Source organism: Bifidobacterium sp. (assembly GCF_022647885.1).
Classification (GTDB): Bacteria; Actinomycetota; Actinomycetes; order Actinomycetales; family Bifidobacteriaceae; genus Bombiscardovia.
In genome coordinates, this window is sequence record NZ_JALCLM010000001.1 from 1,690,206 (window position 1) to 1,706,836 (window position 16,631).

Here is a 16,631-nt window from a genome sequence, read left to right on the forward strand (position 1 = left end):
CCACATCCCCATACACTGACGCATTTTTCACAACGGGGGTACTTCCGTTGTAAACCTCTAACTTCATCAGCCACGCCCCAAGGCATTGACCTTCATTCAGTGTTCATCCCAACTTCACCTAACTAGCCCTGACGCCGAAGGACATGAGACAAGTTGATACATCTGCAATACAATCAGTGTTTTCATCGAAATTCTGCGAAAATATACCGACCCGTATTGCAGTTAACTCTGATCAGGACAAGAACTCGGCTGTGCAATGGTCTGCAAGGCATGACAAACTAAGAACTATGACAACAGCGATTATGCACACCTCTATGGGTGATATCCGTATTAATCTTTTCGACCAAAATGCACCTGAAACAGTTGCAAACTTCATCGGCCTCGCCAACGGCAGCAAAACATGGACCGATCCCTTCACTGGTGAAGAGAGTAACGAACCGTTTTACAACGGACTTTCCTTCCACCGCATCATTAAAGACTTCATGATTCAAGGAGGATGCCCTCTTGGGACCGGCACTGGCGGACCTGGCTACAACTTTGATGACGAAATTGATCCTTCATTAAAATTCGATAAGCCCTATCTCTTCGCGATGGCCAATGCAGGGCTTCGTCGCGATCCACGGACTGGCGCAGTTCATGGTACGAATGGCTCACAATTCTTCATCACAACAGTCCCCACTCCTTGGCTCAATGGTCATCACACTATCTTTGGTGAAGTCGCCGATGAAGATTCCCGCAAAGTTGTGGACGCTCTTGACGCTGTCACCACCGATTCTTCAGATGTTCCTGAGGAACCAGTGATGATTGAAACCATCGAAATCATCTGAACTTCTCAACGAAGCCCCACTCTTTTCAGTGCATACCAGCATAACGAAGACGTGGGGTTTTCTCTTATTCGCTGATGGTGTTGATGTATGTATTAATGCCAAATATTAACCATAATCTTCGAAAGTACACACAACACAGATAACATGCATTAATAACGACTGTTCAAAGGGGAACCAAAATGAGCGCAACAGCTCCAATTCAGCACCACCGCACGCGAGATGGTCAGATCAATGTTGCTATTCTCGGTGCAGGTGGAATTGCTAACACGATGGCGCGCACACTGCTCGCCATGGCATCTGACAAACGCTATAGCAGCTTAATCAATCCATATGCAGTTGCTGCCCGTGATTCAGAACGGGCCAGCACTTTTGCACAACAGTATGGCCTACCTGTATCTTACGGTTCATACGAAGACTTGGTGGCAGATCCACATGTCGATCTGGTGTATATCGCCACTCCACATAGCATGCACGCCGAGCAGGCACTTCTTTGCCTTGAGGCCGGTAAGAATATATTGGTTGAAAAGTCATTTACTGCAAACGCTGAGCAGGCGCAGCAAGTTTTCGCGCTGTCTGAGTCCAAAGGTTTACTCTGTACTGAAGCAATTTGGACACGGTACATGCCCTCTCGTGGCATCATCGATGAGATTATCAGTTCAGGCCAGATTGGACAGGTGGTCTCAGCTAGCGCAAATCTTGGTTATCCAATCACTGGTCACGCACGGCTTGTCGATCCATCGTTGGCTGGCGGCGCACTGCTCGATGTAGGCGTCTACCCTCTCAACTTCTTGGATATGGCATTACAAGGAAGAAATCCTAGCCGGATTGCTAGCGCATACCAGCCATATAGCACTGGTGTTGACGCTCAAAGCTCGACCACACTCTTTTATGATGATGGAATCATGGCTGTAGCCACCAGCAGCATGCTTGGCCAGTCGGATCGCACTGGCTGCGTTTGGGGTACCAAAGGCGTACTCATCTGTGAAAACATCAACGACATTTCCTCGATCAAAACCTTTGGGCCAGATTATAAGCTAATCACTGATTATCGCATTCCCGAACAACTCACCGGCTATGAATACGAAGTCGAATCAGCAGCACACGCAATACTTGAGGGGAAGCAGGAGTGCCCCGAGATGCCTCATTCGGACACGATTCGAATCATGAAAATGATGGATGAGATACGTGGAATCTGGGGTGTACGGTACCCCTTTGAGACCACACCACAACACTAAATAATATCTTCTCGTCCATGCCGCTGCCAGTGCGCTGACCATATTGGCAGCGGCATACTCATGGTGTGTAAACAGCCGCCTATCTCACTTATTTCAGATATTCTGGGGACATCTGCAGACAGTTTGCTATATAGACAGTTCCATCTACACAGTTTCATCTACACAGTTTTCAGTATTGTTGTTGCGTCCGATTTTGTGATGACTCACCATGTGCCCAATCAACAACAGCTTCGATGTTGTTACCATCGGGATCTAATATGAAAGCAGCAAAATACCCTGGGTGATAATCTCTTAATCCTGGTTGTCCATAATCCTTACCCCCAGCTGCAATACCAGCTTGATAGAACAATCTCACTGAAGAATCATTACGCGCTTGGAATGCAATATGCGTAATAGGCGATAAAACTTCATGTCGACCATCCCCAATGGCTGGCTCCTGGGACGGCAGCATTGGAGACACATAAAAATCGGCGTGCGGCGTCCCATCTGAGACACCAAAACCAATCGTCTCATCGTGCTGAACCTTAGGAACATAGCCTAACGGGGCCAACACTCGAGTATAAAAATCAATGGAGCGCCCAATGTCTGTGACCCGCAGTGTGATGTGATCAATCATTATGCGTTCACAGCGGCACGTGCTGGTGTAATCATCGTGAGCATCATGATTGACGGTTCTACAGCTTGCACAGCATGTGGCAGACGGGTTGGGAAATATATAAGCCCCCCAGGCAGCAAATCCACTGTCTCACCTGATCCTGTAACTTTGAGATGACCTGAAATTGTCTGCACAAATACTGGCATAGCAGCCGTATGCTCACTGAGTTGCTGTCCTGCATCGAAAGAGAACAGCACCACATTCCCACCAGCCTGCTGCATAATGGTGCGAGAAACAGTAGCCTCGTCTTGGACCTTAACAAGAGAACTCACATCAGGAATATAACCAAGCTCCAAAGCCTCTGCCGCCTCTGATCCTTCAACTCGCGGCTGTCCTGCTATCAATGCGCTCTTAGCAACTTTCAGCTCCTCATGTTCCGCCATGCTTATTCCTTTCAGTTGTACTGCTTCATGTCAATGATCAAGATTTCATAATCGCATTGTTTGTTATAGAAATGTCAATCCCACAGGTGAATTTATACCTGCACATCGAGCCCCACAGTGACCTGTATTACCGCGGAAGAATAACCGTTGAGTCTCTGTGTGATCGACTGCCATTGGCGACTCCTCTATTAAGCCTTCTTATGCGCAACTATCGCAATACCATGTATATGCCGTTTGTATGTGGTAAATGTCTGTCTCATAGTCATCACGCGCTTGCGGGCCTGTTTATCACGGATGATATTTTTCAGTATCCGCAGCACCCCCATGAAGTCTTCATCCGCGATATTACGCTTTATCTGTAGCAATGCCATGGGTGCCGTACCAACCCAATCAACTTCAAAGCCCTCTGAAATCAATAAACTCTTCCACTCGGAAGTAGTCAGAGGTCGAGCATTAACTTTAATGGATTGCGCCAACTCTTTGCGTATTTGTTCTTTGGTGTCACCTTCTAAATTATCGGGTTCCAAACCAAGTTCGTGGATAGCATACCTTCCACCTGGTCGCAGTAGACGCCAAGCTTCTGAAATGATTTGCTGTTTACCACGGTCGCTTTGCATGGTCAGCATAGCTTCGCCAACAACTACATCGGCGCTATAGTCTGGCAAGCCTGTATCTTGGGCTTTCGCCGTGATACATCTCCCTTTGCCTGCAACTACCTTGTTGACGATTACAGCAGCCTTAGAATCCTCATCTACTCCGGTATAACCCGATGGGCGATATGTAAGAATCTCTGACGCTGTGGCACCTAAACCTGGTGCAAACTCCACCACATCTTGATTTTCGAGCTTTGCATGTGCAAGTAGTTGCCTAGTTAATTGCAAACCACCTGGCCTGAGCACTCTCTTGCCAAGACGTGCCAACAACCAATGCCCCGGAATATGCGCCGAATCACGCTGGGCAAAAGGTAACTCTTCATTGTTGAGCTGTTTGGAAGACTCTGGTGACGAGGATTTACTTGGGCTGGTCATACAGCCCAAACTATCTTCCTGCAGCAAATGCCACAAGAGCAACAATAAAAAAACCGGCAAACTCCCAGATAACTTGTAGAGTGCATTGCAATCTGGGAGTCCACGATGCACTATCAGATATCTGTGCTAAGCGTCCGCAGCTGTCGTAGAGACACTTTTGCTATCGCACAGTTGCAACCATGAAGGAACTTAACGTTCCCGATGCTGTCATCTGACGGAAACACCAAGCTTCCAACAGATTCTCCGTGGTTGACGAATACCTCCACTACCTGTTGATCAAAAAATATCTCAAGATGCCGGATATCCGTACTTGGAGATTCAAAATGGACTGAGTCTGTTGGAGCACCCTGTGTTTCCAATAACAAGCGTCCTGATCGCATTACCAACGACAAAGTCTTGTTTACTGATTCGTACTGCCGCTGTTCTCCATCATTTCGAGTTTCTCTCAAGACTGCAAGCTGAATGGTGAAGTCGTTGTCGCTGAGCAAATCGCATGCACAATAATATGCATTTTGGGGAATTGTTATCCCTCTATCATCCTCCAAGACAGATGTATTGGTATCACCGTGTCGTTCAACTTCGAATAGCGTGTCTCCAAGCAATTCCCTATATACCTCAGCAACTGGATGTTGAATGAGTTTGCCATTGCTCCATCCCAATTCTCTCGGTAAACTCATCACACCGTTTGCTTGGTATGGTAGCTGCGTGCGAAGGCCATAGAAATCACACAACCAGCCAATAACAATACGCCGCCCTTGATAGCTGAAGCTTTGCGAAGCGTAGTAGGCACCACCAAAATCGCACAGCCCAGAGTACTGAGGGGTAAGTCGTTCTCCATCAAATGAACCGGCATACCACATCACAGGCTGGAATCGACCACACCCATCACGATAATTCATCAATGATGCCGCAGCAATCCACATACCGTCCAGTTCAAAAAAATCAGGACATTCGTATGTTCTAACATCTTCTCCCCGTGGGTCTTGAAGGAGCGTACCTTTCCATTCCCAGTGCAGCAAATCATTCGACACATATTGAACCAGCGCAGCTGATCTGCCAGCAGGTGGTGCGTATGAGCCAACCTCATCTAGAGAACCCTGTGCAGGCCCACCATCGCAATTCATCGTAAATGAATCACTCTTGGAAGCGGACCAAGGCATATTGCTCGCAAGGATCATAGACCAGTGTCCGCATATTCCATCAGCACTATGCGTATCCGCCACCCAATTCACCTTTGGGTCTCTGAAATCAACACCTATTTCACTACGGTCACGCCATACGAGTGTTTGTTCATCTGAAAAAGACAGCCCACCATCCAGACTGCACGCTGTGGTTTGATATTCCACAATCTGCGATGGAACTTCTTTGCTCGCGAAATGTCTAGTCAAAAACACTCTGAGAATCTGGGCATCTTCTCCAGAAGCCAAATTACCTTGGCTATTCAAGGTAATCGCGCTTCCTGAAAATGCACCACCCGTCAAACGACTATCTTCATTCAATTCCTGCTGGGGCCAAAATACTACTGGCTGGTATATCCAATGCACGAGATCCCTACTCGCCATATGCCCCCAATGCATATTGTCCCAAGTGGAGCTATATGGATTGAATTGGAAGAACAAATGGTAGAAACCTTGGAAGAAGCATAAGCCATTAGGGTCATTCATCCAATGTTTTGGTGGTTCAGCATGCACTGCGGACTGTCTAGCGATCAGATCGGTTGTGGCAGTTGCCTGCTCATTTAGCACACGTATGCCCTTACCGAGCTGATATGAGATCCACTGGGGGTTTCGGTCTTTCATATCCTTAAACTGCAGGCCTTTGCCACACGGTCTCGAAAGATATGCAAATGTAATACTCAAACCAAGGTATTCCAGTGCAAACTCTTCGCCGTCTTCAACAAGAGGTATCTCAAAACGTTCATACCCACGCCGATGGCATTGAAGCCTTTCACTCAACACTCTGACACTGCCATCTGCCGAATACGCTGTGAATCTCAAACTGCAGTCCTGCTGTGAGGCACACATGTCATAGTCTGATTGCCTTTGATAAAACACTTCCAAGCGCGAGTATTCTTCTGCGCTGAATACCATTGAGGTCATTTTCCCACATTTCAATGTTGTACGTCCTTCGAGGGACACTTAGCCTTTGACTCCTGAAGAGGCAATTGAATTGACAAACTGTTTCTGAAAAAGTACAAAAACTATAATTATCGGCACTGTTATCAGAGAAGAATAAGCCATAATTTGCCCCCACGATGTGGTCATCTGCTGGAAGTATTGGATACCAATCATCACCGGCCGATGCGACTCGGACTGCACAACCATCAGAGGCCATACGTACTGATTCCACATAGGCAGAAAACTCAGAATAACTACCGTTGCAGTAGCTGGCCCCGACAGAGGCATCACAATCCTTGAATAAATTTTGAACCAGCCAGCACCATCTACACGAGCAGCTTCATCAAGCTCTTTGGGGATCGAATCAAAATACTGCATATACAAATAAATCGAGAAAGCATTAGCTATAAATGGGATTATTTGGACATAAATTGTGTCAATCCATCCTTGTGTGAAGTATGGACCAAATTGATCTATAGCGATACCTGGGAGCTGATTCACCCACCACAGCAACGGTATGGCATATGTTTCAAACGGTACCATCAAGGTGGCCAATATGAAGGTGAAAATTACCGCTCTACCTTTCACACGCAGTCTACTCAAACCAAATGCTGCCATGGAATTCACTACTATCCCTAGAACGACGGTAATGAGTGTGATAACAACCGAGTTCATCAAGAACGTCATCACTGGAACTCGAGAAAAAACTTGCTGATAATTCTCTAGAGAAAGATCGCCGATAGGCAAGAATGATTTCAACGAGCCAAGATCATTCATAATTGCGCCGTCACTTTTAAAGCTCGACACCACCATGAAAATCAGAGGGAAAGCAAACAACACCGCAAAAGCTAAGCGAATTATCCACCCAGCAATTGTGACATGGTCTCCATTATTCTTGATTCTGCGTGCACTACGCGAATGCCTTATATTCATTGCTCAATCCCCCTACTTCTCTCGTGTGAGATAACGCTGAATACCAGTTATCACAAGAATCAAGATAAAGAATACGAGTGTGATTGCAGACGCATAACCCATCTCTTGCTGTTGGAAACCCGAGCGAACCGCCTCGAATACTACGGTTGTTGTTGAATCTCTTGGGCCGCCTTGGGTCATGACGCTGATCTGTGTAAACAATCCCATAGCTGCAATAGTGATGGTTATCAGAATCATGTTGCGAGTGCTACGCAAACAGGGCCAAGTGACATGGGCAAATGATTTCCATCCCGTTGCTCCATCCAAAGCTGCGGCTTCATATAATTCACCAGGTATGGTTTGTAATCCCGACAGCCAGATCAACATATGTTGACCTACTGCCTGCCATATCGACATAACAATAATTGCCGCCAGAGCAACTCGTGAATCGTTCAACCAGTCAACTGGGGTCCAGTGTCCAAACGTGACTTTTTCAAGTAAAACGTTGAGCATACCATTGTTTTGATATATGAACATCCACAGCAACGACACCACAACCATTGAAGTGACTACTGGAAGAAAATATACAGTCCTAAAGAAGACTGAGCTACGTACCTTTTTATTAATGAGTATTGCTAGGAATAATCCCAAACCTGCTTGTAGAGGAACCACCACTAGGGAAAACACAATAACGTTGAGTAACGCCCGCCAGAAAGTCGGATCAGAAAATAAACGCTGAAAATTACTCAACCCCGTAAAACTCATCGCTTTTGTTGAGATAAGTTGTGCATCAGTAAAGGCGAGGCCAAAAGCCAACACCACTGGGATAACAATGAACACCAGCAGTAACAGCACCGCGGGAGTGAGCATAGCCCACCCCACACGGTTCTGCGAGCGTCCATCAAACGATGTTGAACCACGCTGTTTAGTGATTCCAGTCGTTGACGATGACATAACATTTCCTCCTAAGCTCACTTAGAGCTTGACGACTGCTCAGTACTCTGGATGTTGGCATCAATGGCAGTCACCGCGGAGTTGAGAGTCTGTTTCACATCGGCACCGTTGATGATGTCTGAAATAGTTTTGTCGAATTCAGTTGAGATAAAGCTATACGAAGGTGTTTCAGGTCTCATCTTGACGTACTTCTTAGAGATTTCTGCCATAACTGCGAGGTCACCACCCTCCTTATATAAGTCGGATTGCGCCATGGCAGCTTCGCTGGCTGGGAGACTGGACCCAGCCATGCTCAGAATATATTTATCTTGCAAAGAAAAATTCATGTAGTCTTGGGCAGCTTCGGTATTGTTGCAACTCTTTGTAACAGCGACTTCCCAAGCACCTCCGGCAGTGACTGGCCCTTCCCCTAAGTCGGGTGGCGGCATGATGGCAATATCACTGATATCAATATTGTTGTCTTTCATGGTTCCGTACGTCCACTCGCCTGAATACAACAATCCAATTTTGTCGTTGACAAACTCGAGGCCTGTATCCGAAGCTCCTTTCACAGCCATATATTTATCTGTGACAAGCGAATGCATCCAGTTACCGAACTCAATGGCCTTCGAGCTATTCAGCACTCCCTGTGACGTTTTGTAGTTTTCGCGATTGATGAGGTCCCCACCAAAGGATTGCAAGAGCGGAGAAAATGCATAGGAGTACCACTCCCCTCCTGAAGATGCCGTTCCCATATCCAACGGATAGTCCCATGCTGTTCCAGTAACCGGATTTTTCCCAGAGCTCTTCATTTTGCTCAATGCGTCCATCAACTCGGCTTTGTCCCAAGGCTGATCGAATGTAGCTTCTCTGATACCAAGCGATTTCAAAACAGATTTACGAGCAAACAAAGCTACAGTGTCATCCGTATATCCAACTCCATACGTAGCATCGTTCCACTTGCCAACAGCTGATTGAAGCAGTTCTTCAGATCGGCTGAGTAAATCTTTATTTGTTAAAGGCTGTATGACGCCTGCCGATGCCCAATACGGTATATTCGGCTGGTCAACATCCACTAGGCAAGGAAGTTTATTAGCAGATGATGCAGAAATTACCGAATCGTTATATGAACTCTGCGGGAAAGCCTGAATTTTTACAGTTGCTTTCTTATCTGCAGAAGCGTTGTAATCTTTAACGATCTGTTTCACTGCGTTGAGTTGATCGTCAAATCCCGCTGTATGTGTCCACAACGTGATCTCATTACTATTTGCTTTAGCTGCTTCACGCTCAGCTTCTCCACAGCCAACAGTTCCCAGTACCGTTACGATTGCTGCCACAGATGCCAAACTCACTGTGACACCCCTTTTCAAGCGATTTCGCAACAAAGGAGATACAGATTTCATTGTCTTCCCACTTTCACTTGGCGGGCAACACCACTATGTATTGAACCCGTTCATTTTCAAAGTGTAATGAACGGGTTCAATCTTGTCAATTTCATATTTTGGGACTCAAAACGGAGCAACACCATAACTGCTAATCCCATAATGTGCAGCGATAAGCGGTACTACGAGTTAGACCGTCGGTGTGAATGATTACAACAAAGCCAAACTTCTCGCCCAGCTGCCACTGCCCCTAACATTGATGAGATTCATCTCATTCGAAGCGTTATAGCCAAGAGATAGCGTAAACAACTTAGGATTATCTAGTGGTCAGACCTTGCATAAAACTCACAGGAACAAGTTCAGTACCTACATCAGGATTGTTCACATTGTTTTGCTCGGGTGCATGTTCTGATTCAATCTCTTTGAGCACTCTATCGACGGTACGCTTAGCAATCTGATCAAAATCTTGAACAACTGCAGTAATATCCATTCCAGCGGCACGAAGTATAGAACTGCCGTCGTATGCGATAATTTGCAAATCTTGCGGCACACGCATGCCCGCAGCCAATGCCCTACGTAGGCAAACAGCCGCCTCCGTATCAGGAGCAACAATGGCATCAACATCTGGAAATTGCTCAAATATTGCGTCTGCTGCGGTGTCAAGATCTCCGTTGTGAGACATATCTGTAAAAACGGTTGTTTCCACAGCTATGTCATGTTCTGTGAGGAGCCGAATAAGCTCAACATGGTGCGCTAGTGAGGGGAAAGAGGCTATGCGACTCATCCCCGATTGCAAGTCTTCTAAATCGTGTAACTGGTCTGCAGAGGCTCCAACTTGAACGACATGAGTGGCACCCGATTTGATGAGTGCATTAGCTACAAAGCGTCCACCTTGTACATGGTCTGACCCAATATTTGGAATCGCTCCCCCGAGGTTTCTGTCCACAGCAACAATGGGTCTACCAATGGACTCCCAATACGAACTTGGATGAATCGTGTGGGCACACATAATAATGCAATCCATCATATGTCTGCGAAGCATCTCGACATACTCTTGCTCACCCCTTTGCTGGGTATTGGTAGAGCACAACATCACCCGCAGGCCATGTTGAGAAAGATGATTTTCTAAATGCTCCACCAGCTCGGCAAAGAAAGGATGAGCAATTGTCGGCACAATAACGCCTACTAAATCAGTACGATTCCTGAAAAGATTACGCGCTAACTCATTAGGAACGTACCCTAATTCCTTCATAGCTCGTTCAACCTTCGAGCGAATCTCGTCTGAAACCCAGACAGAATTATTTAATACCGAAGAAACGGTTCCAACTGAAACTCCCGCAGATTTTGCAACATCGCGCACACCGACCATCTATGCCTCTTCCGCCATACTTTGCAGCATAAGATTACACGTATGCCAAAGATCCAAGTTCTTGAGCGATAATATAGCATTATTGCACTATGCAACTTGCTGATCGCTGATTACCCTAAGGCGACTGTCGGCTCTGTATGCTGTTACGCTACAAAATCTGCTGAAGAATCAAGCCAATCAATCCCTGACCGAAGTCAGATTGTAATTCCATGCCTAACGATCACACAGTACCTGTAACAGTACGCCCCGATGCGAATCTTCCTAATGCACCGGTCCGAGCAATACCCAGATACAAAAGCCACATTAAAGCACCGGAAATTAGTGCACCAGAAATGCAATTAGCAATGATATTCGTCAAAGCAAAGCCTCCGGTAATATGCACACCAGCGTAGGTAGTCAAGAAGGAAAACACCGACCCTGCAAGTCCCGTGAGTACCCCAGCAAAAATAGCAGACCAGATATTCCAACGCTTATACAGCAATATAAGAAAGGCCAGTTCAGTAAAGGCTCCTTGCACCAGCCCTGCGACGATTGTGCCGCTGAATCCCCACTGATTCCCCAGCAACATCTCTAAAACAGCTGCCACGAGTTCGGTGTATAGCGCAGCTCCGGGTTTGCGAATAATCAACGCTGCAATTACACCGGCGAAATACCAGAATCCGCTCAGAATACCTTCCAGACCGGGAAGCACTCCCGACAGCAGAGCCGACGGTGCGGTAACCACCAAATCGAAAACCCAAAACACTAATCCAGATGCAACTGCAATAACTGATGCGATGGTGATATCAATTGGCCTCCAGTGATAATCAGGCTTGTTCAGCGTCGTAGTGACGTGTTGTTGTGCAGACATTGCTCTCCTCAGATAGGTGCTCTACGCCTATGTCAAAGCGCAGGGCGGGATATCACGAGAAAGAGGAATACCAAGATAGGCATTGACTTCGTTCGACGATACTAGCCGTGTCACGTTCAACGGTCGGAGACTTGTCGTCTCCCTCTCAGCTTTCCAGCTCCCGTGTCTTGCAGAACATAAGCTAAAACAAACGCTGGACAGCTCTGTGTTAATCCTCACTTTCGAGAACTGTGAACATGGTTTGGGCCATAATGGTACCTATGAGCATTTGCAGGGGTTTTGCAGTCCTAGATTTCGAGACCACAGGATTAAGTGCTGCAAGAGGAGATCGTGCTATTGAAGTTGGGATTGTTCACGTTGCTCCTGACGGCACGCTTGAAGATGAGACAGAAACTTTGATTCATGTGCAACGTGATCTTGGATTACAAGCTTTGCATCACATCAATGCTGCTGAATTGATGGAAGCTCCTGAATTCTCAGGCATCGCCAGACATTTAGGAAGTCTACTGAAACATAGAGTATTCGTTGCACATAATGCCGCGTTTGATTCGTCATTCCTCCGCCAAGAATATGCCAGGCTCGGTTATGACATCCCTGTTGACGATTCCAATACTATTTGCACGCTGAAACTGGCCCGAAAAATTCTAGGAGTCGGTGGATTGGCAAAGTGTTGCGCACTGTGTGGCATTGACAATGCCGATGCCCACAGCGCTTTGAGTGATGCTCATGCCACGGCAGAGCTGTTAAATATATTTATGGCAGAAGACCCTCATTGGCTCGGTTGGTCATCCATGATGAGTGGAGCCGCAGCACATGATTGGCCTGAGATTCTTGAAAAAAAGCAGCAGTGGGTTCCGAGAATAAGCCATCTCAGATCTCCACCGCCAACTAGTGAATCATTCTCCATACATAATCAATCACCAACTCATGCCCCGCGTAGCCTCAGCGAATATAATCTCTGTGAGCTACTGGCTCAACAACATCCCACAACAACGATATTCCCTGACGACGCGAATAATGAAGCTGAGTATATGAATCTGCTCAACGCTTCGCTAATCAACGCGCAGCTATCGGTACATGACAAATTCGCTCTTGTTGAGCTAGCACATCATTTAGAGCTCTCCCTTAACCACTGTAAGAACTTACACGAAGAGTACTTTCAATCGAGAGCTCAAGCCATATGGGAAGAAGGCGTACCTAAGAAATCTGAACGTCAGACGCTCACCTCTATCGGGAACGTTTTGTCAATCTCTCAAGACATCATTAACCAAGCCATTGCAGACAGCGGAACCAACCAGCCAATTACCAAAGTAACCATTCATCCTACGCACCGCCCACATGTGTTGCCCTCATATCAACAATTCACGCTTGTGCAAGGAGATTATTTGGCGTTGACAGGAAGTATGCGCAGGAAGCGTAGTGAATGGGAAGAGATGTTGCGCGCGATTGGATTAACACCTCAAGCCGCAGTCACCAAGAAAACTCATGTATTAGTTGCTGCCGATCCTGATTCTGAATCAACGAAAGCACGCAAAGCACGGTCATATCATATTCCTATTGTTGATGAGCAATGGCTGGAAGATGCGATTAGCAATGGTATCGATATTTCTGCGCAGATACATACATACGATTATCAGAATATGTAAACAGCTCTGCGTCATACCAGTATGCTGGTAACGGAATCAATCAATGGCACCGCGGTGCCACACAGGAAAGCGAATCATCAATCTTATGGCACTGAGCAAAAAGCAGATTAAGCAGCTGCGTGCGTTAGCAAATCATTTGAACCCACTCATCATTGTTGGCAAGCATGATTTGTCAGATGCTGCTTATCAACAGGCTGATGAAACGCTGGAAAAACACGAACTGGTCAAATGCTCAGTACTAGATGGTTCCGGTCTAACTTCCAAAGAAGCCGCAACACAGCTGGCAAGCCGTCTCAATGCCGAAGTAGTCCAAGTGATCGGCAATAGATGCGTTATCTATCGTGAGACTCACGATGAACAGGTCACAAAAATCAAGCTGGTGCGCGAATAGAAACGTATTTTCTGTAGCATAAACAACGATGTTTGTGGTGCAGAAAATACACCCACTACTGCTGGCATCGGCTCTCCGGATAACCGGCAAGAGATGCTACTAAAACATTCGTATTATGATAACCCCTGTCAGCAGTACTGCCACACCAATCATCTGCAGTGCCGTCACTCTGCGTTTGTGAGCGCGCAACAGTCCAAACTGATCGACCGCTAAACCACCGCAAATCTGTCCGAGTAGCACTATTACCACGGTAAGACCTGTGCCAAGAACAGGTGCTAGGTAGGAATTACCGAAAACAAATGCAGCACCCAGTAAGCCACCTACCCAGAACCACAAGGGGCTACTTACTAATGCTGATACGCGTTGAGACAACGACAACACACCTGAGTCCTTATTTTCTGCTGATGCAGATGCAGATGCTGATGCTCTTGAACCGTGAGATGCCGCATGGCTGCGAGCGCCCGAGAAGCTCTCCTGAGCGATGACAATAAGTACTAATAGCAGTAGTCCTATAGCAAAAGAAATAAACGCCGCATGTGTAGCAGATCCCAGTTCGCTGCCTAAATGTCCATTAATTGCTGTCTGCCCTGCGCTGAGAGCACCAAGCAGTATGCCAATGCACTGCCACAGTGGACGTCCTGAAACATGAGTAGATCGAGTTGAAGATTCGGCGCGACTTCTGGCTGAATATATATCAGGTATCACTACCGCTAAGACAATTCCAACGACAGCAAGCACTATTCCGAATGCACGCATCATGGTCATATGATGTACCGGCAGACCAAACCAGCCACCCATATCAATAGCATTGCTGGCGATTATTTGCCCCAATATAGGCATCACCACTGTTTGTACCGCACCCAGTTTTGGAAACATCAGAATATTACCGGTAAGGAATACCACTCCTAAAACCCCACCAAGCCAAATCCACCAAGGCTCTGATTCTACGAAGCCGGCAGGCAGACCAGCATCTCCCTCGCCAAGAGCAACGATGATCCACAAGGCTGCAGTTCCAACCGCAAAGGAAACTAGAGATGCTTTAAACGGGGAACGTAACAAGGACCGTAGTTGAGAATTGATTGCTGTCTGCATTGGTAAGCCGAAACCAATTGCCACACCCAGAATCATAGGTACCAGCGTCACCACAAAAGCTGAAGACATTATGCAGCATCCTCCCCCATCTGTAACACATGATCCAATGAATAGTGCAATGGACTCATATATTGTTTCACTACCAATAGCTTGACGTTGCAAAACGAAGTCAGTTTCTTCATCCCATTCAAGATCTCTGGTGCATTACTGCATACTACTCACTGCTGGATATAGTTTGCAGAAACGTTCATACGCACGGTCATAAACTTGCACGTTCTGTGTGTCAACTTCAACCATCACGCTATGCGTTTGAGCACGCAATGATTGCATCATACGGTCAATACTCGCATCGGATAACAGCTCAACCGTCTGAACCTCATTGTGCTGTCGGTGCGACCACAGCACAATATAAGCCAAAGCCACCGCGGGCATAGTTTCGGCATTATCAAACACTTCAATACGATGACCTAATACGTCTGCAATAATTTGACACCAGACGCGTTCACGGGCACCTCCCCCAATTAATGTGATTTCATCAGCTACACTTTCAAAGCGCTCCATACCTTGCCGGAGCGAAAATGCCACGCCTTCAAGACATGCTCTGGCAAGATCTGATGCATTGCTTTCCATCCCTATGCCTACAAACGCTCCTCTAATATCTGCATTCATCACGGGAAAGCGTTCACCTACGAAATACGGTAAGCACAGCACCCCGTGACTACCTGGCTCGCTATCCGCTAGCAGATGCGACATCCTCTTGTACTCTTGTTGCGTTGCTCTATTCGACGAGTTATGTGGAGATTGAACTGCAGCGGCGAATACCCGTGTTGCCCATCCGTGTATTCCGCCTGCATTGAGAAAAGGAACACCGTTAATAAAGCCACTTGGAGTGGTACACGCCAGATTCGCTACACCAGGTTGATCTGTTATTGCTTCATTTGAAATACCTGCAATCCAACCTGAGGTACCAATATTAATGTTGTATTGTCCAGATCGTGCAACACCGCTCGCCAAAGTAGTTGCTCCAGCATCGCCAATTCCTGCATATACCGGCGTTCCTGATATAAACGCACTACTCAGCGCAACTTCCTGACTAACGTTGCCAACAACATCTGACGGCACATGCAAGTGTGGAAATAAGGCTATATCGATACCAGCTGTGGCTATCAGGGAATCTTCCCACGCTCGAGTGTGGATATTCATCGCGCCAACAGTAGAACAAGCGGTAACATCACCCACAAACTTGCCGGTCAAGCGACTAATAATATAATCTTTGGCATCAAATAATACATGCGCGATATTCGAGTAAATCTCTGCTTCATGCTGCTGTATCCACATGAGTTTCGGTAATGGCAATGAACCTTCACAACGATTGCCAACAATGTCAAGAAAGCGTTGTGAGCCGTATCGTTCTTCAAGAGTGGCTGCTTCATGAGCAGCGCGACCATCGGAATACAACATTGCCTGGCGCAACGGTTTACCTTGAGCATCTAGAACAATCACATCTTGCATCTGACCGCTCAAAATGATACCTACCACCTCTTGAGCGCTCACATGAGAACCAGCTTCGTGTAACACTGTTCGCCATGCCTCAAGAAAACAGCGCCACCAGTCGTCCGGGTTCTGCTCGTGATGCCCCATCTCATGATCAGCGGCCGGCAAGGTCACACTCACGGATGACACCACGCCATCAATCTGTGCAGATAACGGTTCGCGCTTATATGTGGTTACATCTACATCCAACGACACCAATACCGCTTTAACCGCCGTAGTCCCCACATCAAAAGTTGCTATATAAGCCATGATGTCAT

The 16,631-nt window shown here is 46.7% G+C and carries 15 protein-coding genes; 4 read left to right on the forward strand and 11 right to left on the reverse strand.

Features of this window, described 5'->3' with window-relative positions; genetic code table 11:
• Positions 1-287: 287 nt before the first annotated feature.
• Together LKI20_RS07195 and LKI20_RS07200 are read left to right on the forward strand one after the other, a co-directional pair.
• The gene (locus LKI20_RS07195; protein WP_291772170.1) at positions 288-827 is read left to right on the forward strand and encodes a peptidylprolyl isomerase; all 540 of its coding nucleotides are present in this window, start codon (positions 288-290) and stop codon (positions 825-827) included.
• Between the two features lie 179 nt (positions 828-1,006).
• Positions 1,007-2,062, forward strand: coding sequence for a Gfo/Idh/MocA family protein (locus LKI20_RS07200; RefSeq protein WP_291772173.1), 1,056 nt, complete (start codon positions 1,007-1,009; stop codon positions 2,060-2,062).
• Between the two features lie 169 nt (positions 2,063-2,231).
• On the opposite strand, the gene LKI20_RS07205 is transcribed toward LKI20_RS07200, so the two are convergent.
• The 9 genes from LKI20_RS07205 to LKI20_RS07245 form a co-directional block, all read right to left on the reverse strand.
• A complete protein-coding gene (locus LKI20_RS07205; RefSeq protein ID WP_291772175.1) occupies positions 2,232-2,678 on the reverse strand; it encodes a VOC family protein in 447 nt (148 codons plus the stop codon).
• Positions 2,678-3,100, reverse strand: a complete 423-nt coding sequence (locus tag LKI20_RS07210; RefSeq protein WP_291772178.1) for a cupin domain-containing protein — start codon at positions 3,098-3,100, stop codon at positions 2,678-2,680. Before LKI20_RS07210 ends, LKI20_RS07205 begins: the two co-directional genes overlap by 1 nt.
• A gap of 188 nt (positions 3,101-3,288) precedes the next feature.
• On the reverse strand, positions 3,289-4,128 hold the full coding sequence (locus LKI20_RS07215; protein WP_291772181.1) for a class I SAM-dependent methyltransferase: 840 nt from the start codon (positions 4,126-4,128) through the stop codon (positions 3,289-3,291).
• Between the two features lie 113 nt (positions 4,129-4,241).
• Positions 4,242-6,125, reverse strand: coding sequence for a GH32 C-terminal domain-containing protein (locus tag LKI20_RS07220; RefSeq protein WP_291772184.1), 1,884 nt, complete (start codon positions 6,123-6,125; stop codon positions 4,242-4,244).
• Positions 6,126-6,266: 141 nt separating this feature from the next.
• Positions 6,267-7,178 carry a carbohydrate ABC transporter permease gene (locus LKI20_RS07225; protein ID WP_291772187.1) on the reverse strand — a complete coding sequence of 304 codons (912 nt, stop codon included), beginning with the start codon at positions 7,176-7,178 and terminating at the stop codon, positions 6,267-6,269.
• 12 nt (positions 7,179-7,190) lie between these two features.
• Positions 7,191-8,111: a carbohydrate ABC transporter permease gene (locus LKI20_RS07230; protein WP_291772190.1), complete on the reverse strand. Its 921-nt coding sequence runs from the start codon at positions 8,109-8,111 to the stop codon at positions 7,191-7,193.
• A 17-nt stretch (positions 8,112-8,128) separates the two neighbouring features.
• A complete protein-coding gene (locus tag LKI20_RS07235; protein WP_291772193.1) occupies positions 8,129-9,442 on the reverse strand; it encodes a sugar ABC transporter substrate-binding protein in 1,314 nt (437 codons plus the stop codon).
• Between the two features lie 346 nt (positions 9,443-9,788).
• Positions 9,789-10,841, reverse strand: a complete 1,053-nt coding sequence (locus LKI20_RS07240) for a LacI family DNA-binding transcriptional regulator (RefSeq protein ID WP_291772196.1) — start codon at positions 10,839-10,841, stop codon at positions 9,789-9,791.
• 220 nt (positions 10,842-11,061) lie between these two features.
• Positions 11,062-11,691, reverse strand: coding sequence for an ECF transporter S component (locus LKI20_RS07245; RefSeq protein ID WP_291772199.1), 630 nt, complete (start codon positions 11,689-11,691; stop codon positions 11,062-11,064).
• Positions 11,692-11,951: 260 nt separating this feature from the next.
• Between LKI20_RS07245 and LKI20_RS07250 the strand changes: the two genes are divergently transcribed.
• A complete protein-coding gene (locus tag LKI20_RS07250) occupies positions 11,952-13,337 on the forward strand; it encodes an exonuclease domain-containing protein (RefSeq protein WP_291772202.1) in 1,386 nt (461 codons plus the stop codon).
• A gap of 85 nt (positions 13,338-13,422) precedes the next feature.
• Entirely contained in the window at positions 13,423-13,728 is a 306-nt protein-coding gene (locus LKI20_RS07255; protein ID WP_291772205.1) for a YhbY family RNA-binding protein, read from the forward strand.
• 99 nt (positions 13,729-13,827) lie between these two features.
• Here the strand turns inward: LKI20_RS07255 and LKI20_RS07260 are convergent, their stop codons facing one another.
• Positions 13,828-14,889 (reverse strand): DMT family transporter, encoded by a 1,062-nt coding sequence (locus tag LKI20_RS07260; RefSeq protein WP_291772208.1) that lies wholly within the window; start codon positions 14,887-14,889, stop codon positions 13,828-13,830.
• 135 nt (positions 14,890-15,024) lie between these two features.
• The gene (locus LKI20_RS07265; protein WP_291772211.1) at positions 15,025-16,623 is read right to left on the reverse strand and encodes a xylulokinase; all 1,599 of its coding nucleotides are present in this window, start codon (positions 16,621-16,623) and stop codon (positions 15,025-15,027) included.
• Positions 16,624-16,631 lie beyond the last annotated feature (8 nt).